The sequence below is a fragment of the Robinsoniella sp. RHS genome (genome assembly GCF_001029355.1).
Classification (GTDB): Bacteria; Bacillota; Clostridia; order Lachnospirales; family Lachnospiraceae; genus Robinsoniella; species Robinsoniella peoriensis.
This window is the reverse complement of sequence record NZ_JNGB01000036.1, coordinates 1-24,776: the sequence shown is the minus strand read 5'-3', so window position 1 is coordinate 24,776 and position 24,776 is coordinate 1. Positions and strand designations below refer to the sequence as shown.

Annotated in this window: 19 protein-coding genes; 17 read left to right on the top strand and 2 right to left on the bottom strand. The window is 41.7% G+C overall.

Features of this window, described 5'->3' with window-relative positions; all coding sequences use genetic code 11:
* The 16 genes from RHS_RS16580 to RHS_RS16500 form a co-directional block, all read left to right on the top strand.
* Positions 1 to 428 (top strand): helix-turn-helix domain-containing protein (locus RHS_RS16580; RefSeq protein ID WP_047833811.1); only part of this gene is annotated, 428 nt, incomplete at its 5' end.
* A 154-nt stretch (positions 429 to 582) separates the two neighbouring features.
* Complete coding sequence (locus tag RHS_RS16575) at positions 583 to 1,737, top strand: ABC transporter substrate-binding protein (RefSeq protein ID WP_047833810.1); 1,155 nt, start codon at positions 583 to 585, stop codon at positions 1,735 to 1,737.
* 255 nt (positions 1,738 to 1,992) lie between these two features.
* Positions 1,993 to 3,504, top strand: a complete 1,512-nt coding sequence (locus RHS_RS16570; RefSeq protein ID WP_027295872.1) for a sugar ABC transporter ATP-binding protein — start codon at positions 1,993 to 1,995, stop codon at positions 3,502 to 3,504.
* Between the two features lies 1 nt (position 3,505).
* Complete coding sequence (locus tag RHS_RS16565) at positions 3,506 to 4,573, top strand: ABC transporter permease (RefSeq protein WP_027295873.1); 1,068 nt, start codon at positions 3,506 to 3,508, stop codon at positions 4,571 to 4,573.
* The gene (locus RHS_RS16560; RefSeq protein WP_027295874.1) at positions 4,573 to 5,592 is read left to right on the top strand and encodes an ABC transporter permease; all 1,020 of its coding nucleotides are present in this window, start codon (positions 4,573 to 4,575) and stop codon (positions 5,590 to 5,592) included. The genes RHS_RS16565 and RHS_RS16560 overlap by 1 nt, the downstream gene beginning before the upstream one ends.
* Before the next feature lie 274 nt (positions 5,593 to 5,866).
* Positions 5,867 to 7,507 (top strand): helix-turn-helix domain-containing protein, encoded by a 1,641-nt coding sequence (locus RHS_RS16555; protein ID WP_047833809.1) that lies wholly within the window; start codon positions 5,867 to 5,869, stop codon positions 7,505 to 7,507.
* A gap of 214 nt (positions 7,508 to 7,721) precedes the next feature.
* Positions 7,722 to 9,179: a sensor histidine kinase gene (locus tag RHS_RS16550; RefSeq protein WP_027295876.1), complete on the top strand. Its 1,458-nt coding sequence runs from the start codon at positions 7,722 to 7,724 to the stop codon at positions 9,177 to 9,179.
* 18 nt (positions 9,180 to 9,197) lie between these two features.
* On the top strand, positions 9,198 to 10,823 hold the full coding sequence (locus RHS_RS16545) for a response regulator (protein ID WP_027295877.1): 1,626 nt from the start codon (positions 9,198 to 9,200) through the stop codon (positions 10,821 to 10,823).
* Positions 10,824 to 10,856: 33 nt separating this feature from the next.
* Positions 10,857 to 11,855: an ABC transporter substrate-binding protein gene (locus tag RHS_RS16540; protein WP_395022693.1), complete on the top strand. Its 999-nt coding sequence runs from the start codon at positions 10,857 to 10,859 to the stop codon at positions 11,853 to 11,855.
* 232 nt (positions 11,856 to 12,087) lie between these two features.
* Positions 12,088 to 12,339 carry a DUF6132 family protein gene (locus tag RHS_RS16535; protein ID WP_052377960.1) on the top strand — a complete coding sequence of 84 codons (252 nt, stop codon included), beginning with the start codon at positions 12,088 to 12,090 and terminating at the stop codon, positions 12,337 to 12,339.
* Positions 12,340 to 12,380: 41 nt separating this feature from the next.
* Positions 12,381 to 12,713, top strand: coding sequence for a thioredoxin (gene trxA, locus RHS_RS16530; protein ID WP_027295879.1), 333 nt, complete (start codon positions 12,381 to 12,383; stop codon positions 12,711 to 12,713).
* 16 nt (positions 12,714 to 12,729) lie between these two features.
* Entirely contained in the window at positions 12,730 to 13,659 is a 930-nt protein-coding gene (trxB, locus tag RHS_RS16525; RefSeq protein ID WP_027295880.1) for a thioredoxin-disulfide reductase, read from the top strand.
* 125 nt (positions 13,660 to 13,784) lie between these two features.
* Entirely contained in the window at positions 13,785 to 14,105 is a 321-nt protein-coding gene (locus RHS_RS16520) for a helix-turn-helix domain-containing protein (protein ID WP_027295881.1), read from the top strand.
* A 218-nt stretch (positions 14,106 to 14,323) separates the two neighbouring features.
* Positions 14,324 to 14,524 carry a Spo0E family sporulation regulatory protein-aspartic acid phosphatase gene (locus RHS_RS16515; protein WP_027295882.1) on the top strand — a complete coding sequence of 67 codons (201 nt, stop codon included), beginning with the start codon at positions 14,324 to 14,326 and terminating at the stop codon, positions 14,522 to 14,524.
* A gap of 642 nt (positions 14,525 to 15,166) precedes the next feature.
* Positions 15,167 to 21,016, top strand: a complete 5,850-nt coding sequence (locus RHS_RS31215) for a beta-L-arabinofuranosidase domain-containing protein (RefSeq protein WP_395022690.1) — start codon at positions 15,167 to 15,169, stop codon at positions 21,014 to 21,016.
* Between the two features lie 265 nt (positions 21,017 to 21,281).
* Complete coding sequence (locus RHS_RS16500) at positions 21,282 to 21,917, top strand: L-2-amino-thiazoline-4-carboxylic acid hydrolase (RefSeq protein ID WP_395022688.1); 636 nt, start codon at positions 21,282 to 21,284, stop codon at positions 21,915 to 21,917.
* A gap of 158 nt (positions 21,918 to 22,075) precedes the next feature.
* On the opposite strand, the gene RHS_RS16495 is transcribed toward RHS_RS16500, so the two are convergent.
* Complete coding sequence (locus RHS_RS16495) at positions 22,076 to 23,002, bottom strand: DMT family transporter (protein WP_047833808.1); 927 nt, start codon at positions 23,000 to 23,002, stop codon at positions 22,076 to 22,078.
* A complete protein-coding gene (locus RHS_RS16490) occupies positions 22,989 to 23,837 on the bottom strand; it encodes an AraC family transcriptional regulator (RefSeq protein ID WP_081820370.1) in 849 nt (282 codons plus the stop codon). Before RHS_RS16490 ends, RHS_RS16495 begins: the two co-directional genes overlap by 14 nt.
* Positions 23,838 to 24,011: 174 nt before the next feature.
* Between RHS_RS16490 and RHS_RS31210 the strand changes: the two genes are divergently transcribed.
* Positions 24,012 to 24,134, top strand: a complete 123-nt coding sequence (locus RHS_RS31210) for a hypothetical protein (RefSeq protein WP_255348096.1) — start codon at positions 24,012 to 24,014, stop codon at positions 24,132 to 24,134.
* Positions 24,135 to 24,776: the final 642 nt, after the last annotated feature.

Genomic DNA, 24,776 nt, shown 5'->3' with positions numbered 1-24,776 from the left:
AGTATGTACGGGAACTTTTGGAAAATGTACTTCTGCTGAGGGATAACGCATCCGGGCGTAAATATTCGGATATCCTGTTAAAGGCAAAGTCTTATATTACAGAAAATTACATGCAGGAGGATATGTCACTGAACAGACTGGCATCTCATGTGAATATGAGCCCCAGCTATTTCAGCTCGGTATTCAGCCAGGAGTCAGGAATGACATTTGTAGAATACCTGACAGAAGTGCGCATGGATAAGGCAAAGGAGCTGCTGATGTGCTCTAACCAGAAGACTTCCGAAATCGGATATCAGGTTGGTTATAAGGATTCCCATTACTTTAATTACATATTTAAAAAGACCCAAAAATGTTCGCCGAAGGAATACCGGTTGAGAGGAAAAAAAGTACCGGAAATAAATTTACTTCAAAAAATTTCGAACATTTAAAAAAAATTTCTTACAAAAACCAAAGGAAGATCAGATAATACGAAAAATACATTACAAAACACAAAAGTCCGTCCGTATAAAATTTTTCCAAAATAGACTATGATAAAGATGGTTAAAGAAATCAACTTTTACATAATCTAAGGAGGATTTATTAATGAAAAGAAAAGTAATCAGCGTTTTACTCTGTACAGCAATGGTAGCTTCCATGGCAGCAGGATGCGGAAGCAGTGCTAAAGAAACAGAAGCGGCAGCAACAGCAGCAGCGACAGATGCAGCTACAGAAGCAGCAGCAACAACAGAAGCAGCAACGACAGAAGCAGCAGCAACAACAGAAGCAGCAGATACTACAGACGGAGGAAGCGACGAGGGCGGTAATGTTACAGTTGGTTTTTCACAGGTTGGTGCAGAATCTGACTGGCGTACAGCAAACTCAGAATCAATGAAATCAACATTCAGCAAAGATAACGGTTATGAACTGATCTTTGATGATGCACAGCAAAAACAGGAAAATCAGATTACGGCAATCCGTAACTTTATCCAGCAGGAAGTAGATTATATTGTACTGGCACCGGTAACTGAAACAGGATGGGACACAGTACTTCAGGAAGCAAAAGATGCAGCAATTCCGGTAATCATTGTTGACCGTATGGTAGATGTATCCGATGACAGCCTGTATACAGCATGGGTAGGTTCTAACTTTGAATTAGAAGGTAAAAAAGCTTCCGCATGGTTAAAAGCATATGCAGATGCTAAAGGCATGAAAGAAATTAATATCGTAGATATCCAGGGAACAATCGGAGCTTCCGCACAGATCGGACGTACAAAAGGACTTGCTGATGCAGTAGAAGCAAACGGCTGGAACCTTCTGGCAGCTCAGACTGGTGAATTTACACAGGCAAAAGGACAGGAAGTTATGGAGTCCATGCTGAAACAGTACGACAACATCAATGTAGTATATTGTGAAAATGATAATGAAGCATTTGGAGCAATTGATGCTATTGAAGCAGCTGGTAAAACAGTAGGCGTTGACGGAGATATTCTGGTAATGTCCTTTGACTCAACAAATGCAGGTCTGACAGATACTTTATCTGGAAAAATCGTTTGCAATACCGAATGTAACCCATTACACGGACCACGTGTAGAAGAGATCATCCAGAAACTGGAAGCAGGAGAAGATGTAGAAAAAGAACAGTATGTAGATGAAGAAATTTTTGCAAATCCAAGCGAAGTAACATCTATTAATGTTGACGGAACCGATTATCCGGTAACTGTTATGACCCAGGAAGTGCTTGATAGCCGTGCATACTAAAAAATTTAAATTGCGGATTCATGACCGGTACTGCATAGGATAAGTTCTGGTGCGGCACCAGGATCTTGCACAGGGCGTGGCAGAATAATTCGGAATACGGATAAGCTGCTGCGCCTTATTTCCGCGAGCAACGAGCCAATCGGACGCGCTGGCGGATCCATTTGGCGACTGCCGCGAGGGTTAAAAACCCTGTCGCTTGCGGCGGGGTTTTTGATTTATGTAAAACAGTAATAGGAAAGCAGGTGTAGAGGAAGAATGAAGCAGAATGAAGTTTTGACTATGCGTGGCATCTATAAGACTTTTCCCGGCGTAAAAGCATTGCAGAATGTTGATTTTACATTGAGAACCGGTGAAATCCATGCACTGATGGGTGAGAACGGTGCCGGAAAATCAACCTTGATTAAAGTATTGACAGGTGTATACGAATTTGATGAGGGAGAGGTAAAGATGGAAGGCAAGCCAGTCAAAAACCACTCTCCCCAGGATGCACAGAATAACGGGATCAGCACGGTATACCAGGAAGTAAACCTCTGTCCCAATTTATCCGTAGCGGAAAATCTTTTCATTGGAAGGGAACCCAGGAAAATGGGGCTTATCGATTGGAACAAGATGAACCAGATGTCAGGTAAACTGCTGGAGAGTCTGGACATCCAGGTAGCGCCATCACAGAAACTGGAAGAGTGTTCCATTGCAATACAGCAGATGATCGCAATTGCCCGTGCAGTAGACATGAAATGCCGTGTGCTGATACTGGATGAACCCACATCTTCGCTGGATGATGATGAGGTTGAAAAGCTGTTTATCCTAATGAGAAAGCTAAGAGGAGAAGGAGTCGGCATCGTCTTCGTAACACATTTTCTGGAGCAGGTTTACGCGGTATGTGACCGCATTACCGTTTTACGAAATGGGGAACTGGTAGGAGAATATGAGGTCAAAGAGCTTCCCAGGGTTATGCTGGTAGCAAAGATGATGGGTAAAGATTTTGATGATCTGGCTGATATCAAAGGAGACCGGGAACAGTCAAAAGCAAAAGCAGGCGTACCGGTAATCAGTACCGAAAAGCTGGGCCATACGGGAACAATCAAGCCGTTTGACATTGATATACATAAAGGTGAAGTAATCGGACTGACAGGCCTGTTGGGCTCAGGAAGATCGGAACTTGTAAGGGCAATCTATGGTGCGGATAAAGCAGATTCCGGAAAACTTATGGTAAATGGAAAAGAAGTCAAAATCCATGCTCCGATAGATGCAATGAAGCTTGGAATGGCATATCTGCCGGAGGATCGTAAGAAGGAAGGAATCATTGCGGATTTATCGGTACGTGAAAATATAATTATTGCTCTTCAGGCAAAACGCGGCATGTTCAAACCAATGAGCCGTAAAGAGATGGAAGAAGCGGCAGATAAATACATTGACATGCTCCAGGTTAAGACTGCAAGCCGTGAAACTCCGATCAAGAGTCTCTCCGGAGGAAACCAGCAGAAGGTAATTATCGGCAGATGGCTTCTGACCAACCCGGAATTCCTGATTCTGGATGAACCTACAAGAGGTATTGATATCGGAACGAAGACAGAGATTCAGAAATTGGTACTGAAACTTGCAGATGAAGGAATGGCGGTAACATTTATTTCTTCAGAAGTAGAAGAAATGATCCGTACCTGTTCCCGCATGGGCGTACTTAGAGATGGTAAGAAAGTAGGCGAGATCAGCGGGGATGAAATGACACAGGAAGGTATTATGAAAGCAATTGCAGGAGGTGAGGAATAACATGAAACAGAAAATAGACTTTAGAAAAGTAACCAGGATGCGTCTGTTCATGCCGATTGTATGTCTGCTGGTTGTATTACTGGTTAATGTGATTACAACCCCCAGCTTCTTCAAAATTTCTCTTAACAACGGTGTACTGTACGGATATATTATTGATGTTATCAATCGTGCGTCAGAGCTGGTAATTCTGGCAGTCGGCATGACTTTAGTTACCGCAGCCAGCGGAGGTCAGGATATCAGCGTTGGGGCCACCATGGCAGTGGCAGGAGCTGTCTGCTGTCAGATTCTGTCCGGCGGCGAAGTTTCCACCAATACTTTTCAGAATCCTTTGATTATTGCAATACTGGCAGCATTAATTGTAGCCATGATCTGTGGATCCTTTAATGGTTTTTTGGTTGCACATCTGAATATACAGCCTATGGTTGCAACATTGATCTTGTATACAGCAGGCAGAGGTATTGCACAGCTGATTACCCAGGGACAGATAACTTATGTCCGCGTGGAATCTTACAAGGTATTAGGGGGATATATCGGCAAGTGCCCAATTCCAACACCTATATTCATTGCAATTATTGTAATCATCATAATCAACCTTGTTTTAAAGAAAACAGCGTTAGGCTTATATATTGAGTGCGTAGGTATTAATGGAGCTGCTTCCCGTCTGGTGGGGCTCAATTCTAAAATGATTAAGTTTCTTGCTTATGTGCTGTGTGGTCTGCTTGCAGGAATTGCCGGAATTGCTGCATCCAGCCGAATTTATTCTGCTGATGCAAATAATATTGGTTTAAATCTGGAAATGGATGCTATTCTTGCTGTTGCTCTTGGCGGTAATATCTTGAGCGGCGGAAAGTTCAGTCTGATGGGATCCGTAATTGGTGCTTATACCATTCAGGCTCTGACTACAACACTTTATGCAATGAATGTATCTGCTGACCAGCTGCCGGTTTACAAAGCCGTTGTAGTTGTTATCATTGTTACACTGCAGAGTGAGGTATTTAAAAAATTCTTCAAAAATCTTACTGCTAAAAAGGACGCAAAAAAATTAGCTGCACAAGGAGGGAATCAGTAATGAAAAGTTTAAATAATAAGAAAAAACTGAATGGAAACAGTTTCCTCCTTATGATTACGATACTGTTGTTCGTGATCATGTATGCCGCTGGTATGATTATCTTTAATGATAAAGGATTTGCGAAACCGCAGATGTTTCTGAACCTGTTTATTTCAAATGCAGGGCTTCTGGTAATTGCAATGGGTCAGACTATTGTAATGATCACAGGAGGAATTGATATTTCCGTAGGTTCTGTGACAGCGCTGGTGTGTATGGTGGCTGCCAATCAGATGGAGAATAATGGCGCAAGTGCTTATACTGCAGTATTGCTTGCACTGGTGATAGGCCTGGCATATGGCGTGATTCAGGGATTTTTAATCTCTTTTCTGGACATTCAGCCATTTATTGTTACGCTGGCGGGTATGTTTTTTGGACGCGGTCTGACAGCTATAGTCAGTACAGATATGATTTCTATTAAAAATGAAGTGTTTTTAAATTGGGCAAATTATAAAATTAACATGCCTTTTGGTACTGTGAGTAAGAAAGGCGTCTTCCAGGCGGCGTACATATACCCCACGGTGGTCATAGCCCTGATCATTCTCATTGTTGTAATTATTATTATGAAATATACAAAGTTTGGACGTAAGTTATATGCAATCGGAGGAAATCAGCAAAGCGCCCTAATGATGGGTATCAATGTTCGTAAGACCAAACTGTGTGCATATATATTGAATGGACTTTTGGCTGGCATTGGAGGATTTCTCTTCTGCCTCAACAGCTGCGCAGGATTTGTGGAGCAGGCAAAAGGGCTGGAAATGGATGCCATCTCATCTGCCGTTATCGGAGGTACTCTGCTGAGCGGAGGTGTTGGAACACCATTTGGAACACTGTTCGGCGTATTAATCAAAGGTTCCATATCCAGCTTGATCACAACCCAGGGAACACTGTCCAGCTGGTGGGTAAGAATCGTATTATCTGCATTACTTTGTTTCTTTATAGTTTTACAATCTATATTTGCAAGAATGAAATTGAAAAAATAATGAGGATATTGCTGGGTAGGCAGCATTAAAAATAAAAACATAAATAAAAGCAGGGCTGTCAATAAAAGCATAAATATCGCTTTTCAAGACGGCCCTTTTTATATTGAATATTGTATAAAGATACAAAGATCATGTGAACACTATTGCTTTTGATGGTTATTATAACGATAATATACTATGCTGTACCGTGAGTCATATCTGCAGAGTTTGCAGAATACTAACCAGGGAGTAGTACGGTCAATAGTGTGGAAATATGCTAAGGACGGAGGACAATATGATTAAAGTATTTCTGGCAGAAGACGAAATGACTATTCGGGAGGGTATTAAAAGGAGGGTGAAGTGGGAAGAAAACGGCTTTCTCTTTTCCGGTGAGGCAGAGGATGGAGAAAAGGCACTTTCGATGATACGAAAGATAAGGCCGGATATTCTCATAACAGATATTAAAATGCCTTTTATGGATGGGTTGGAATTATGCAGATTGGTAAAAGAAGAGTTCCCGGAGATGAAAATACTTATTTTGAGCGGGTATGATGATTTTTCATATGCAAAGCAGGCAATCAGGCTTGGGGTAGCAGAGTATCTCTTAAAGCCGGTGACCAGTGCAAGACTGCTGCAGTCACTGTTGGAAATGAAAGAGGATTTAGAAGAGGAGAGGGCCCAGACACTATTTCTGGAACAATATAAGAAAGAAACACAGAAAGATTATGAGATATTAAAATATCAGTTTTATAATGAACTGTTAAGCGGTAAGGGTACTGCTTTCGAGCTGAAGCAGAAAGGAGAAAGCCTGGGACTGGATCTGGAAGCAGGTGCTTATAATTTTTTACTATACAAAATCTCTGCATCCAGTTATGATGACCATATGGAATATCGCCAGGACTATATGCAGGTGGAAGCATTTCTGGTGGAAGCGTTTGAGAAGGATAAAAATCTGATTTATTTTGATCATTTGGCAGAAGGTGCGGCATTATTAATTACAGGTAAGACGCCCAAGGAAGTAGATCAGACGATATCCAAATGCATACGGATTATTTCAAAGGAGACGGATGCAAGCCATAAGCTGCATTATTTTATCGGAATTGGGAAAAACGTGCTGGATCTTAAAGATATTGCACTTAGTTATCAATATGCAAACAGAGCGTATACCTACCGGTTTCTTACCTTAGGAAATAAGGTACTTTATGGAGGTGACATTCATGCAGGGGATTTGGAAAAAGAAAAACCATTCAGCTTGATGGATGTAGCTTCAAATCATATGGATAGTAAAGTTGCATTGAATTTTTTAAAAAGCGGTTTGAAAAGCGACATTGAGCTGTTTGTGGAAAAATTTATCCGGAGCCTTGGAGAAAACAATATGGATTCATTAATGTTCCGGCAGTATATTATATTGGATATTAATTTTCAGATTGTTCAGTTCTTAGAAAGCATTGGGCGCACCAGGGAGGATCTTCAGAAAAGGTTTCCTGAATTCGGTGATATCATGATGTTTACCCGTTCACTTGGTAAAACAAAGCAGTATATTATACAAAGTTTTGAAAACTGTATGAACCTGAGAGAACTGGCGGCTGTAAACAAATATGCTGATATGGTAGAGTGTGCCAAAGAGTTTATCAGGATTCATTATAACGATGAGGATATATCCTTGAATACAACAGCTGCCCGGGTAAATGTAAGTCCCAACCATTTCAGCCGTATTTTCAGCCAGGAAACCGGGATTACTTTTGTAGAGTACCTTACGGATATTCGTATTGAAAGGGCAAAAGAATTGCTGCGCTCCACCAATATCAGAATTTCAGATGTTGGTTATGAAGTCGGTTATAAAGATTCTCACTACTTCTATTATCTGTTTAAAAAAATGGAGGGCTGTACGCCTAAAGATTATCGGATTAAAGTGCAGAGAAAGGAGATCAGATAAATGATACATTTTCGTACTTTTTTGATAAGAAAACCCATTGATCATAAAAAACATTATTCTTATAATAAGTATATAAGGAAAGCATTTCGGGTCTGATACAGAAAAATTCTTGACAGAATATCTGATAGGCCCTTTTTGTCAATTATAAAATATTAAATAACAGGGTTTTATCAGAATTGTTTCAGATAAAAGCGGCAGAGGGAGACAGGTACAAATGGGTTGGAAGGATGTGGAGTCCCGGTTTGACAGATGTTCTATACGAAGAAAGCTGATGATTCTAAGGAGCGGCATTATTATACCATTTATTATATTAATTATTTGGATGATTCTGCTGATGGTTTCTTATAATGAAAAATACAGTGCGGTGATTAACAATATGGCAGCGGCTACGGAATTTAACTCCGATTTCCGCTCAGAACTGGATTATAAAATGTACCGGATCGTAGCAGGTGCGGTTACATTTGAAGAGGTTAAGCCATATGAGGATATAAATCAGGCAAAAATTATTCTGGAAAAGCTGAAGGAGACTGCCACAACAGAAAACAGCGTAGACAGGATCGATGCAATTCTCCGTCTTTTAAAACAATTAAAAAACACAATGGAGAATATAGAGAAAAATGAACCTGTTTTGGGCAGGAAAGATAACACGGAGATATTAGACAAAGATATTTACCAGTTTACAGAGCTGGTAGATGAAAAAATGTCAGATTATATCAGATATGAAGCGGAACATGCAAAAGTGGTGAAAACGGAGCTGGAAGTTCAGATCGGGACATCCATTCAATACTGTGTTATTATTGGTTTTGCCATTATTTTTTTGGTTTTAATACTTACAAACCGTATATCAAAAAGTATTGAACGTCCGGTCCGGGAGTTATGTGACAGCACGAAAGAGGTTGCAAAAGGAAATTTTGATATTCAGGTAAGGATTGATCCTATGGAAGAGATGGAGGTGCTTGGAAACAGCTTTAATATTATGGTTAAGAAAATAGGAAGCCTTGTGGAGGATGTTCGCAATGAACAGATCCACCTGAGGAAGACGGAGCTGAAATTACTGCAGGCGCAGATAAATCCGCATTTCCTATATAACACCCTGGATACCATTATCTGGCTTGCAGAAGATGAGCAAAATGAACAGGTAGTGCAGATGGTGGACCAGCTTTCCATCTTCTTCCGTACTACATTAAGCAAGGGGCAGGAGTTTATTACCCTGGCTGAGGAGGAATCACATGTAAGAAGCTACCTGATGATCCAGCAGTTCCGGTATCAGGATATTCTGGACTACGAGGTTGAGATGGATCAGGAGATACGATGTAATTATATTCTGAAGATCTGTCTGCAGCCCATTGTAGAAAATGCCCTTTATCATGGGATTAAGAACAAAAGAGGAAAAGGGAAGCTCAGTGTAAAAGGATACCGTATAGGAGACTATATTCACTTTTCCGTAAAAGATACCGGACGGGGTATGAGTCCGGAGGAATTAAACAGGTTGGAGAACGAGCTTAAAGGAGAACAGCTCTCTGACAGTAAGAGTGGGTTTGGACTTTTAAATGTCAATGAAAGGCTGAGCCTCATTTACGGAGAGGAGTGTAAAATACATATCACAAGTGAGTACGGCGTTGGTACAGAGGTTTATTTCAAGATACCTGTGTGCAGCAAAGCTGTGGATTAGGAAAAAGGGAGAATTATTATGATAAAAGTTTTTATAGTGGAAGACGAAACTGTCATCCGGGAAGGGATCAAGCGCAGGATTGACTGGGAGGCAAATGGACTGTGTCTGGTTGGAGAGGCCGGTGACGGCGAATTAGCGTATCCGATGATCCAGGAAACGAAACCGGATCTGCTGATTACAGACATTATGATGCCGTTTATGGACGGACTGGAACTTAGTGAATTAGTGAAAAGGGAAATGCCGCAGATTAAGATTATTATCATTAGCGGATTTGAGCATTTTGTCTATGCCAACAGGGCACTGAAAATCGGTATTGTTGATTATCTGTCAAAGCCTGTGGATGCCAGAAAGCTTTTGAATATCATGATTCAGGTCAGAGAACAGATCGAAATAGAAAAACAGAAGAGAAAGTATATTGAACTTTATGAAATGGAACGTGAGAAAAAAAGAATACTGAAAAAAAACCAGTTATTCAACGATATGATATCCGACAGGTGTTCTGTATCGGAAATTATATCCAGAGGGCTGCAGCTTGAGATTGACCTTGCAGCCAAGGAGTATAATATAATCCTGTTTCAGTGCTGGAAGGAGAAAACAGATGTACAGGTAGAATTAAGCGAACAGGACATCATGAATATAATAGCAGAGAAGCTGGAGGAAAAGCAGTGCAAGGCAGTATACTTTAACCGGGAATCAGAAGGCGGGGCAATTCTTGTCAAGGGAAAAGACCGGGATGAGCTGAAATGCGTCGTAAACAAAATCCTTAAAACGTTGGATCAGGTTACCCTGACGTGGACCGGATACCGGTATTTTGCCGGGATAGGGCAATGCTTTACAAGGCTGCGGGATATAACAAAATGCTATTATCAGGCAAATAAGGCATTTGCGTACAGGTTGTTTGACCAGACAAAGAATGTGGTATTCAGCGCAGAGCTTCAGGATATAGACAAAGATCAGGGAATGCGGATGAATATGGATGAGATTGACCTGGGCAGGATGGACAAGGATATCCTGGAAGACTTTCTCAAAAACGGCTCACAACAGGAGGTGGCAGACTTTATAGATACCTATATCGAAAGTATAGGGAAAGCAAACATGGATTCTATGATCTTTCGCCAATATATAGTATTGGATACGAATTTTGCAGCCCTCCGGTTTCTGAAAAAAATTGGGAACAAGGAAGAACGCTTAAAAGAACATCATACAAAAGTAGGCGATCTTCTTACGAATATCAGTTCCCGGGAGCTGACCAGAAATTATCTTATAAAAATTGTGGATCTCTGCATTGAATCGCGTGACCAGATGTCCAAAAGCCGGTTAGAAGGCTGGATCGAAGATGCGAAAGATTATATCAATGAGCATTATGGTGATGAGAAGATTTCCCTGAATGCAGTTGCTGCCTATGTGAATGTAAGCCCTAATCACTTTAGCAGAGTCTTCAGGCAGGTGGAGGGCAAGACTTTTGTAGAGTATTTAACACAGACCAGGCTTAATAAAGCAAAAGAGATGCTCAGGTGCAGCAGTATGAAGACGTCGGATATAGGCAGCAGGCTGGGATATCGGGATGCGCATTATTTTTATTACATATTTAAGAAAGAAGTAGGATGTACCCCCAAAGATTATCGAATGAAAAGTGTGGTATAAACTAGTTTGTTGCAAAATAGGATCGGTAGGAAAATGGAAAAGAAAAAAATATGGATACTTTGTATTACAATAGCAAGTATACTCCTGGCAGGCTGCACTATAACAAAGAATCACAGAGAAACAATATCTGCCGAAGAAAAAAACTTGATAACAGTAGGGTTTGCCCAGATCGGAGCGGAATCTGACTGGAGAATTGCCAATACGGAATCGATGAAAGAAGCATTGAGTGTGGAAAATGGTTTCCGCCTTCTGATCTCCGATGCACAGCAAAAGCAGCAGAACCAGACCAAAGCAGTCCGGGATTTTATTTCACAGGAGGTAGATGTCATTGTGATTGCACCTGTCACGGAAGATGGCTGGGATACTGTGCTGGAAGAGGCAAAGGATGCAGGGATACCGGTAATTGTCGTAGACCGAATGATTAATGTAAAGGATGATTCTCTGTATACATGCTGGGTCGGGTCTGATTTTGAGAAGGAGGGACGTGCCGCAGCGGATTGGCTGGTAAAATATATGGAAGCACGAGGTGAGGGAAGTGATCACCATCAGATTGCAATCTTAAAAGGTACAATAGGATCGACTGCCGAAATAGGCCGTACCAAGGGATTTAACGAAGCAATCAAAAAATATCAGAACTATGAGATCGTATCTGAGCAGCTGGGAGATTTCATTCAGACTAAGGGCAAAAAAGCAATGGAATTCTGTCTTCAGAAGAATCCGGATATTGATGTGGTGATAGCCCAGAATGACAATATGGCATTTGGAGCAATTGAAGCAATAGAAGAGATAGGCAAGAAGCCAGGTAAAGACATTGCCATCGTATCTTTTGATGCAGTGAAAGCAGCATTTGAGGCTATGATAGAAGGAAAATTAAACGTTTCCATAGAATGTAATCCTCTGCATGGTCCCCGGGTGGCGGAAATTGCAAAAAAAATTATGAGCGGAGAGTCCGTCGATAAACTTCAATATGTAGAAGAAGGAATTTATCCTTCTGAGACGGCGGCAAAGGAACTTCCCAACCGGAAATATTAAGAAACAAAGAAATACGAAGAAACAAAGAAATACTTCAAAAAGTCTGCGGAACAAACCGAAAAGGTTTTGGAATCCGCAGGCTTTTTTCTTGTCTGAATCTGGAAATAAATAAATTTAGAAAATATATTGACAAACCATACTGTAACCATTATAATTACAGTATAAATGAAACTAAAAAAGTTACAGATAAAAAATTGTGATCCATATATATGGATATACAAAGGAGGCAACTATGGGATTTGACAGGAAAACGATGAAAAGATTTATAAAACCTCTGATTTTTATATTGGGAGGCATAGCTGCCGGATATCTATATTACTGGCAGATCGGGTGCATCAGCGGTACCTGTGCCATTACTTCAGACCCTATGAAAAGTATGGTCTTTGGAGGGATAATCGGATTGATTCTTGCGGTTGGATTCTGGGAACCGGCACCTAAGGATAAAAATTCCATAGAAAATGCAATGGATGTCGATAAGAAATAAATTAAAAACAAGCAGATAAACAGAAAGTGGAGGTAATACAAATGGCTGGAACATTACTAACAAAAGAAAATTTTAACAGAGAAATAGAAGAAGGTAAAATTACGGTAGTAGACTTCTGGGCACCGTGGTGCGGCTATTGCAAAAGAATTGCACCCTCAGTTGATCAGATTGCAGAAGAATATCAGAATATTTTAAAAGTTGGCAAGCTCAATATTGATGATGAACCGGAACTGGCAGAGAAATTTGATGTTATGACGATACCGACACTGATTGCATTTCAAAATGGAAAGGCAGCAGGAGAACCGCTGGTAGCACCTACGGCTAAGTCTCAGATAGAAGGCTGGATGAAGGAACTGGGGATTACGAAAGAGTAGGAGAGGAGTGACCGGCATGGAACAGAAGATATTAGATGTGATTATAATTGGCGGAGGACCGGGTGGTTATACTGCCGCATTATATAGCGCAAGGGCAAATTTAAAAACACTTGTAATAGAGAAGCTTTCGGCAGGCGGCCAGATGGCTACAACAAGCCAGGTAGATAATTATCCCGGTTTTGAAGAAGGTGTAGATGGATATGAACTGGGAGAAAAGATGCGTCAGGGAGCCGAGCGGTTTGGAGTAGAATCTTTATTTACAGAAGTAGAGTCTGTGGATCTAAATGCGCAGCCCAAAGTAATTCATACCAGTGAAGGAGATCTATTAGCCCGGACAGTCATATTGGCAACGGGAGCAAATCCAAGAGAAATGGGATTGGAAGAAGAACAGAAACTAAAAGGCAGGGGCGTTGCATATTGCGCTACCTGCGATGGAATGTTCTACCGCAATAAGACAGTTGTGGTGGTAGGCGGAGGCAATACTGCTGTAGCAGACGCACTGTTTTTATCCAAGATTTGCAATAAGGTTTATCTGGTTCACCGCAGAGATCAGTTAAGAGCTTCTAAAAGTTATTTGTCTGCTTTAAAACAGAGCTTAAATATAGAATTTATCTGGAATGCAAAAGTAAAAGAAATACTCTATGATCAGAAAGTAACCGGTGTAGTAGTAGAAGATACAGAAAGCGGGGACAACATCAAAGTGGCATGTGACGGTGTGTTTGTTGCCATAGGAAGAATTCCAAATACAGATATGTTTAAAGGTCAGACAGACCTGGATAGCGGGGGATATATTGTGGCAGATGAGACAACCAGGACCAATCTGCCGGGAGTATTTGCGGTAGGCGATGTAAGGACGAAACCCCTTAGACAAATCGTGACTGCAACGGCGGATGGAGCTGTAGCTTCAAAATTTGCAGAAGAATATATTGATATGCTTTCGGAATAGAGTTTCTTGTCAAAAGTGTGCATCAGGTATATAATATCAGTATATCAGGGAAAGGATTTTTCTTATAAATGTAAGGATTTTCCAGGGATATAGAATACTATATATTACAAATGAGGCAGGAATAAATGAATCGAATTGGAAAAAGAATACAAAGGTGCAGAGAAGAAAGAGGCATGAAGCAGGAAGAGCTTGCAGAAAGGACAGGACTCAGCAGCAGCTATATGAGTGCCATCGAACGAGGCGTTAAAATACCACGTCTGGAAACTTTTGTACGGATTGCAAATGCACTGGAGGTGACCTCAGATATGCTGCTGTCAGATGTTTTAGACAGAGGCGCTGAAATCAAAGCTTCCGCTTTTGTAGATATCATGAAAGAGTTAGCCCCAAAAGAGCAGGATAGAATCTTCCATGTAATTGAAGTTCTGGTAAAGGAAGCAAAACAATAAATCCTTACTTGTTCGATGATCAGTAATAAAAAAGAATAGTGTAAGCAAACAGCAGATAAAACCAAAGATATGGTTTTGTCTGCTGCTTTTTTTTACAAAATATTAGAAAAAAACCGGATTTTCGCACTTGTTTCGACAGACTTCGACATGGCAGATGTGTTATACTAACTCTATTAGAACTACTCACACACTATCAGCATTATAAAGGAGATAAACGTATGAAGAGATGGTTACAGAATATTCAAAAGAATTGGTACAAGTACGCAATGGAAATGGACAGTAAAAAGCTGGAGCGTCTGATTGAAGAAGGGAGGAATCTTACGTCGGATGAAATTTTAGAAGCCAGCAGAAAAGTGGATGGACATATGAATCGATTTGTGGAGCTAAAGGAATGCATGGAACAGCATTCAACATATTAAGATAAGTATTGAGATTGTAATGGTTAGAATGAAGAAGTATAATGGAATCTTATTTCAACAGATTAATGCCAGAGGCTGAGGCGTGACCAGTACTCTGGCATTTTTATGTGCAAAATATTAAAAAAATTAATAAAAAATACTTATGAATTTTGAAAATTAGATTAATATATATAAAAAATAAAATATAGTAAGCGTGAAGTAACCAAATATATGATGTATTTGAGGATAGCTTGATAAAAAATGTAAAAAAGGAAAAATATCGCACTTTTATCAAAAAATATCGAACGCATTCTTTTGAAATATTTGATAGAATAAAATAAATGATGAAACAGTTTGGTTATGAAAAAAATATTGAGTCATATTATTACTTTTTACGTAAATAAATGTTCCTAATTTAAAATAAATGCAATATTTTATATTAGGGGTTAACAATAGGAACAATATTGGTTTTTCTATGATGAAAGATTGTTTCCGTAGACGTGTAATCAGGTTTGCATGGCTGTGTTAACAAATACCGGGATAGCGTGACATCTTTTAGAATTCCGGTGTAAAAGTATAAAAGGTCAGGAGGTGAGCCGGGTAATAAGAAAAACAGGCTTTCGCAATCATTAATTGTGTTGTTTAATGGAGAAGGGAGAAATAATGTTAAGAAAAAGCACAAAAAGTTTACGTAAGAAAAGAACAAATATGATTGTTTCATTACTGATTATTTTATCCATGATCAGCAGCGTGGTTTTGCCCGCAGCAGCTTCACCGTATCTAAATGAGCTGTCAGCTGTACCTCAGGATCTTGAGAGGCTTGATCCATATGGCGCTGAAGATGGTAATATTGCACTTTCCGCAAAGGTAGAAGCGGCATACGCCAACGGAAGTTCGGTGGCAGCAAATGCAAACAACGGGAAACTTGCAAGCGGCAGTACCGGATCTGTATGGAACACATGGGGGACCCAATACGGTAATCCGGATAATCCGGTTTGGATTCAGTATACATGGAATCAGCCGCAAGTGTTGGAATCCATGCGGGTTATGTGGTGGATTTACACAGATGGAGGCGTTCGCTGGGCCAGGGATTGTAACCTTCAGTATTTGGTAAATGATGAATGGGTTGACTATGGTTCCGTTGGAACGGATGGTAATTCGGCAGCATTTACCGGTGAAGGCGGCGCGGAAGCCAATAAGCCATGGCCGTCACCAAAACGCTGGGGAGCCAATACCAAATGGAATGTAGTTAATCTGGACAGCCCGATTATTACAAAAGGGGTACGGTTGAGTATAACGGCGGAAAGAAATTCCGGCACAGCACCCGGCATCGGTATAAGCGAGTGGGAAGTATTCGGTTATGTGGATCCTGCTGTAGCAGATTTAGCTGAGATCCAGGAAGACTTCCTTATGGAACTTCTGAGTGATGTAGAGCTTCCGTCAGTTGGATCTAACGGAAGTACGATCACCTGGTCAGAATCTACGGATCCCGCTTTAGGCAATGATGGTAAAGTGACCCGCCCGGCAAATGGTGAACCCGATGCCACAGGCCAGATCACAGCTACTGCGGAAAATGGAGATTTCATCGCAACAAAACAATTTGAATTCTCTGTATTTGCTGATATGGATGACGAGAAAATCGCCACAACGGATTTGGAAGCCATCGACATCGGAAGCGTTACGGACAGAACAACAAACTTTACGTTCCCCCAGGAGGGGCGGTTTGGATCTGTATTTACATGGAATACAGAAAATTCTAAATACTTATGGACAGATGGAAATGTTCTCAGACCACCATCAGGAGAAGCGGATGCCAAGGTTAAACTAACCGCTACGGCTACTTTTGGGAGTGCATCTGTCACACGTGATTGGGAAGTTACGATTCCGGCATATCCGGGGGCAGGCAGATCAATTGTATCCTGCGAGCCGATCATAATTGAATGTCCGGTGGGTGATGCTCCTAAACTGCCAAACTTTGTAAAGGTACTCTATAGCAACGGAGAATCTGAACAGCGAAGAGTCAGCTGGGAAGGCTATACCACTGCAGCGCAGACCGCACAGGCAGAATATCCGGTTGGACATACCTATACCATGAACGGAAATGTGCTGGGTGATAATGCTATTACAAACGGATATCAGGTTACTGCGGAAATCACGGTTGTGGATGGAGAGGCTATTGTACCGTCAAACAATCCGCTTGTGCAAACTTTACCATTGAATGAAGTGACCCTTGAAGATGACCCTGATGGTGAGGCTAACAGGCTGACATTAAACAGAGACAATCAGATAGAATACATATTGGGGGTAGACGTAACCCGTATGCTTTATAATTACCGGGAGACTTTCGGACTTAGTACGGAGGGTTACGCGGCACCAGGCGGATGGGATTCCCGAACAACAAAGCTGAAAGGACACGGTTATGGGCATTACCTGTCCGGACTTGCATTTGCTTACGCATCCGGTGCAACCGATGATGAAAAGTCCCAGCTTATGAGCAGAATGAAAAGAATGACGGATGAAATGCGTGAGATGCAGGAGATGACATTTGTCAAACTGCCTACAGAAGACAGATTCAGGGAAGCGCGTGACAGATACTCGACGGACAGTGAAGTAAAGGCAATGACAAATGTCCGTTTAATGGATGATGCAACGGCACCCAGAGATCCTTCGTTATTTGGTTACGGATATATTAATGCAATTCAGCCAGAACATCTCATACTCATAGAGAACTACGCTCCTTATGATGGAAACATGGATAACTACGGCGTTTGGGCACCTTATTACTCCCTGCATAAGCAGCTTGCAGGACTCGTTGACATCTATTATGCTCTGGACGGCGGAAGTACTGAAGAGCAGGCAGTGGCAGATAAAGCCCTTGCCATTGCAAAGGATATGGGGATGTGGGTATGGAACAGACTCCATTACTGCACAAAAGCTGGGACACGGCCGGACGCTAACTCACCAGGATACCGTGACAGTATGTGGGCTTTATACATTGCAGGAGAATTTGGCGGTGTGAATGAAACATTGGCAAGACTTTCCGATATTATGAAGGCCCAGGGTAATGAAGATGATTCTGCGAAACTGCTGGAAGCTTCCATGTGCTTTGATAATAATGGAGCCAGCAGTGATACGGGCAATATCCCGTTTTTCTCATCACTTGCGGATAACAGAGACTCTATCAGAACCTTGCATTGTAACCAGCATATACCACAGATCATCGGAGCACTCTGGAACTTTAAGGGAAACAATGATGCCAAATATTACAATATAGCAGAAAATTTCTGGGATTATATAATTGGACGCTATTCCTTCACCATCGGCGGTGTGGGAGGCAACAACAGTAATGAAGAGAAGTTTGCGGGCACATACAATCAGATTGGGGTTGTCAATACCAATAACTCAGACAAAATCTGTGAGACCTGTGCAGCTTACAATATGCTTAAGCTAACCAAGGATCTTAATACTTATAATCCGGACGATGCGAAATATATGGACTACTACGAGCGTCTGCTTTATAACCAGATCATAGGATCCATTGTACCAGGCAGTAAATCCAACCAGGTATCCTACGGATATTCTATTTATCCGAACAGCACCAGAAAAAGAAGTACCGGCAATGCAACCAATCCCGGTAACACCTGCTGTTCCGGCACCGGGACTGAGAATCACGTTAAATACCAGGAAGCTGCTTATTTCACCTCAGCAGATGAGCAGACCTTCTATGTTGGACTGTATATGCCTACCACAGCGAGGTGGGAGGAACAGGATGTGACAATCCAGCAGTCCTGCGTATTCCCTTCTGAGCAATCTACATTTAGGGTAACACCCGGTGCGGAAACAAAGGAATTCGAAATGAAATTCCGTGTTCCTTATTGGGCAACAAAAGATTTCGATATCAAACTCAACGGAACCTCTCTGGCAGAGAGTTATGAGCCAAGTTCCTATGTTTCCACCGGTGTGAGATCCTGGTCATCCACGGATGAAATCGTAGTCACCATGCCTTTTGGCTTTAATGTTGATTACCTGCCAGGTAAATGTGATTCCGAGTGGTACGGTTCCCTTATGAACGGACCGCTGGTTATGGCATCAACGGATGTAGCCAGTCTGTCCAGAATTGAACTTGACTCTTATCTCACAACAGGAGAAGGTACAAACGTTACCATAAATGCGCCGGAGACCATGACAGGCGGCACGTCAGGAGAAGTGCCAACCCGAAATGTACCTAGTTTAAGCGTAAATGTGGTGCCTGGAACTACGGGAGGAGATGCAGCACCAAAAACTTTTGTTCCGCACTATTTTGCTGGTGTTCCGGCATATACAACTTATTTCTATATTCCTGCTTCCGAAGAAAATGCAGGTGTAGATAAAACTCCGCTGTTTCAAAAAATCACTGACGTAACGGACAGGATCAGCTCCGGAATGTACACGGATGAGAGCATAGCAGCAATAAATGAAGTACTGACAGCAGCAGCAGCGGTATATCAAAGTGCAGATACAACAGCAGATCAGCTGGAAAGTACAATCGCATCCCTTGAGGAAGCTATTGACAACTTAGAAGCAGTTGCTGTGGATATCTCAAAGCTTCAGGAGAAATTAACGGAAGCAGGATCTTTGGCGGAAGCAGATTATACGCCGGAAAGTTTTGGTGTTCTGAGCAGTAAGATATCCGATGCCCGGGCTTATAAAGACGGCAGCGTTTATACGGACAAAGAAACTGCAGACCATATTTTCGCAATTGATAATGCAATGAAATCACTGGTAATGCTGGAGAGAGCAGCTTTGGAAGAAGCTCTGAACACTGCAAATGAAAAGGTCAATCCGGTAAACACCAGCGATAAGTTATGGGATGAGCATGAGTATACCGAGTATACCCGTAAATCTTGGAATAATTTCAAGGCAATAGAAGCGGATTCCAGAAAAGTAAATGACAACGATCCGAAAGTTCCTGCACAGAGCGAGATCGACAATGCAGCAGAAGCTTTAAACAGAGCAATGGATGCACTGCTGCCGTTCAATCTGTGTGATGAACGCGAACCGCTGGAAACTGCAATTGAGGAAGCGAAGGCATACAAGAATGATCCTAAAATATATACAGATGATAGCTTTGCAGCACTTCAAAATGCAATTGTGATAGCGGAAGAAAGGGTGGAATATGCAAGCCTTACATTCCCGGAGCGTGACGGTGTCATTAATGATCTTAAGAAAGCAATAGAAGGTTTGAATAATGAAGTGACCGACGTTGTAGAAGAAGCAAAGCAGGCAGCTATTAAAGCAGCAAAAGAAGCTCAGGAATCAGCGGATGCAGCAAAAGAAGATGCCATAAAAGCAAAAACAGATGCGGAAGCGGCAGCAGCTTCGGCAGATACAGCTACAACGGAAGCAGCGAAAGCGGCAGATGAAGCAGTCAAAGCAAAGACCGAAGCGGATAAAGCTAAAACGGAGGCAGACAGAGCAAAAACCGAAGCAGATAAGGCATTGGCAGAGGCAGGAAAATCAGAGACAGCGAGACTTGCAGCAGAGGCAGCACAGAAAAAAGCAGAGGATGCTCAGGTAAAAGCAGCAGCAGCCCAGACTAATGTTGAAGCAGCCCAGAAAAAGGCAGAAGAAGCAAAAGAAAAGGCAGTAGCAGCTCAAAGTGCAGCCGAAACAGCAAAAAATGAAGCGAAAACAGCCCAGGGTGCAGCTGAGACAGCAGCAAAAGCAGCGGAGACCGCAAAAAAAGCAGCGGAATCGGCAAAAGACGATGCAGTTGCTGCAAAGGTGGCAGCAGAAGCAGCAAGAGATACAGCGGTAAAGGCTAAAAATGATGCAGCTGCAGCGAAAACCGCAGCGGAGTCAGCAAAAGCAGTTGCGGAAGCAGCAAAAGCGGAAGCCATAGCAGCGAAAACCGCAGCAGAATCAGCAAAAGCGGAAGCCATAGCAGCAAAAACCGCAGCAGAATCAGCAAGAGCAGATGCATTAGCAGCGAAAGCAGCAGCGGAAGCGGCAGCAAAAGCAGCAGCAGAATCAGCCCAGGAAGCCAAAAAAGCAAAGGAAGAAGCTGAGAAAGCGGCAGCTGATGCAGCGCAAAAGAAAAAAGATGCGGAAGAAGCCAGGCTGGCGGCAGAAAAAGCCCAAAGGGCAGCTGAAAGTGCAATGAAAGCGGCTCAGGCAGCACAGGCGGCAGCAGATAAAGCAATTGCAGATGCCAGAAACAATGCAAAGAAGGATTCCAATGCATTAACTCTGGTTGGCAGAAGAGCGAAGATTAAGTCTGCGAAAAGTACTAAGGGCAGAATAAAAGTAACATTGACAAAAGATAAAGCGGCAGCCGGATATCAGATTCAATATTCCTTAAAGAAGACCTTCAAGGGTAAGCCGGCAACGAAAACTACCAAGAATACTTCTTATACAATCAAAAACCTTAAGAAAAAGACATATTATGTAAGGGCAAGAGGATATACAACAAATTCTATGGGCAAAAAGGTGTATAGTAAATGGAGTACGGTAAAAACAGTTAAGGTAAAATAGAATAGCAATAAATAAGATTCCCCTTGGCAGAGAAGATCTGTTAAGGGGGATTTTCTGTATCTGAAGGGGGTTCAAAACTGCTTTCTAACAGCTGCATGTTAACGCGTTAACACGTATATTATTTTGAATTCAAGCTGGAGTCCAATGAACAGTCTAATTTGAAATATCAAAAAATTAATGATTTTTAATCGGGCAAGAGTGTGTTAAGATAATACATAAAGAACTTTGAGCAGATATACACATGAAATCGGAGGAGGTATTCAGAATGGCTGAGGATATGACAGATAAAATTGCAGAACAGATGACAGATCAGATGGCAGAACAAATGACAGATCAGATGGCAGAACAGATGACAGATCAGACCGTAAAACAGATGGCAGAACAGAAGGAAAACAAGCCGAGAAGCCGACACAGCATCGTAACCAATGAGCCGTCCATTAAAAACCCTATTATACAGGCGGTCAGAGGGCAGCTGGAGCAAAGAGCAGCATGGCTTTATCTGCTTTGTGATGAAGCGGGTAAGCGGGGGCTTGAATGGAAAGATTTTGGAAGTGCGGCAATTAAGCGGTGCGGTTTATCACAGGGAAATGATTTAATAAAAACCGGCGGGACGAACAGTCTGACCGGATTGCGAAAAACGCTGTTTACAAAACCTGCCCAGTGGGTATTCGAGATGAAGATAAGGAAAAGCACAGATAAGGTCCTGGCAATTGATTTTCATTACTGTCCATTGGTCAAGGCCTGGCAGAAGGCTGGCTGTACAGATGAGGAGATTGCAGATTTATGCGATATAGCCATGTGCGGTGATCATGGGATTGGGGAGGCTTATGGCGGAAAATTAAAGTTATTGAAAAGTATTGCTAAGGGAGATGAAGTGTGCAGACTGTATTATTATAAATAATATAATTGGAATTTACCCGCTATTTGGGAATGTAACGTAAACTGAATGGGAAAAATCTCTATCAATACCATTTTTGAATAAAGAAAAAGATACGGTTTTTAATTCTGAAGAGCCGTATCTTTTTCTGTTTCTATTTAAATTTTATTGATAGTTATTTTTCATAAAGGATCTGAAATTTTATTCTGTTTTTTACTGTTCCGGAATGATATCTTACTTTCTGAGATCAGGAGGCCTGCCAAAGTAAGCAGCGTACCTGCAAGAGCCATTCCTGTAATTTTTTCATCAAGGACAATTACAGAAGTTACAACGGTGATTACCGGAACCATATAAATATAGATGCTGGTATTCACAGCGCCAAGTATTTTTACTGCAAAATTCCATGTTACAAAACAGAGTGCAGAAGCACCAAGTCCCAGGAATAATATATTAAATAGGTGTATGGGCTGGGTGAAACGATCCAGACCCAGACGGAAATCAAAGATAAACAGGGCAGGAATCATAAACAAAATGCCATAAAAGAAAATCCTTCTTGTTGTCTGTACCGTGCCATAGCCAAATGCGCTGATCTTTTTGGTCAGGATGGAATAGGCAGCCCATACAAAAGCAGCAAGTATAGCCAGTATGTCCCCGGTGGGATTCAATTGCAGATTTGAGCTTCCGTTAAAACTGATTAGAATAATACCGCTTATGGCGGCTAAAAATCCAATAAAGAAATTAGGCTTCAGTGATTCCCCTTTTAAAAACCAATGTGAAAATAAAGCAGTAAAAAAAGGAGCAATGGAAATAATCACACCTACGTTAGATGCCAGCGTATAGGTCAGGGCGATGTTTTCCAGAAGAAAATATAGTGTTACACCGCACAAGCCGGCTCCGGCAAACAGCCACTCCTGTTTCTTTTCCTTTGGATGGAATCGTTTGGGAGAAATAAGTAACAGGGCGATAAATCCAATGCTGAACCGAAAAAATAATATCTCAATGGGTGTAAACTCCCTTAAAAGTACTTTGGTGGAAATAAAGGTTGTTCCCCAGATCAGAATGGTAAGCACGGCTGCAAGATGTCCTGTAATATTTTTATTTTGTTTCATAATATTCCTTTCCGGGTCTGGGATTATCCTTAAATATATTCTGATATTGTTTTGGAGTAAGACCGATAAAGTCTTTGAAAAAATTTGAAAAATGGCTCTGATCCACAAATCCGGTCTGCATGGCAGCTTCAATTGGTTCTATGCCCTGTTCCAGCAATTTTTTTGCTTCATTTACCCGGACTGTTTCAAGGTAACGATATGGGGTTATACCTCTGAGTCTGGTAAAGGCTCGCAGTAAAGTATATTTATTCATACCTGCCAGGCTTGCCAGTTCATCCAGGCGGATATGTTCCGCATAATGTCCGCTTATGTAATCAAAGACAGTCTGTATAGCCGGACTGTTCTTATTTGGCGGTTGTTTATAAAACGGTTCCGCATAAAGCTCAATCAGCTGTTCTAATAAAAAGAAGAAAAGTTCTTCCTTTTCAAAATCCGGCTGCTGCTCCATAATGATCTGATGAAGCTTGTGTAATGGTTTCACATGGTCACTGCGATAAACAACATTTACTCCGAAATGTGGTAAAGAATCTTTTCCGGTGATTTCGTAAGCAGCTTTTTGCATAGCGTCCGGCAGAATATTAATGCAGCGGAAATCAAGCACACCGTTATCAATTTGCTCACAGATGTGATTTTCAAGCGGATTCAAAAGAATAATGTCTCCGGTTTCTATATTATATTCCCTGTTCTTACAGGTCAGGCGGCGGCTCCCTTTTTCAATAAAGCCGATTACATAATGCTCATGGAAATGGTTTGGGAACTTCTGCATAATCCCTTTGAAATGATATGCTTCCAGATTTAAATCACGGTCATACCGTATTGTACGTTTCTCAGACACTATAAAAACCTCCTTTTCGATTCAAGTATAACATAGAGGAAGAAAAATCTCTTGTATAATATTGACTCATTGTATGGTCTGGCTGAAAGCAATTTTAAAACATGCTCTAGTACTACAGCGAACAGTTTTTGAATTGGGGTTTTGTTGAGTAATGACGCTTTGTAGATGTAGGTAGTGTACGGAAAGATGGGTGTGGGAAACTGGCATGGGCTCCGTCAGCTGGCCGCAGAACTGGTATTTTCTAACCTTTCCGAAGCGCTTTTTGGCGGCACGCGGGCATTCGCTCCGAAATCCTGATGCATTTCGCAGCTCACTGCCCGCTTAGTATCCGATGGGAGCCAGTTGAATACTATCCGCCAAAAAACACTTCGAAAAGGTAAGTAAATACTCAGCTCTGCTCTACGCTTCCTCCGCCCATACCAGTTTCCCACACCCATCTTTCCGAGATAGCATTCGTTGATACAAAGCTGGTTTTCTCAGCAGGGTGGAGACCCTGGGTTGTGGCAGGCTGTTTGTTTTTGGATGCAGTATAGTGTGTTTAGGCAGTTCTGTGTAAAAGGGGGGATGATAAGACGAAATTTTACCTGCTTTCCTGATCACAGACTTAACTGGATGTAGGTACTATAACCACAAATATACTGTAGTAGAATTTAGAGACAGTTCACAGTGATAACATCCATCTGGGTTATTGGTTTTTAAGGGTTCTATGCCAATAGCGTACAGCATGCCACAACCCCGGGGCCCCATCATGCTGAGAAAACCAGCTTTGTATCAACGAATGCTATCTCGGAAAGAGAAGGGGGCGAGCCAGGACATTGATTTGGAAGGCGTATAGCAGAGCTGAGTATTTACTTACCTTCCCAGAGTGCTTTTTGGCGGATACAATTCGACTGGCTCCCATCGGATTGTAAGCGGGCAGTGAGCTGCGAAATGCATCAG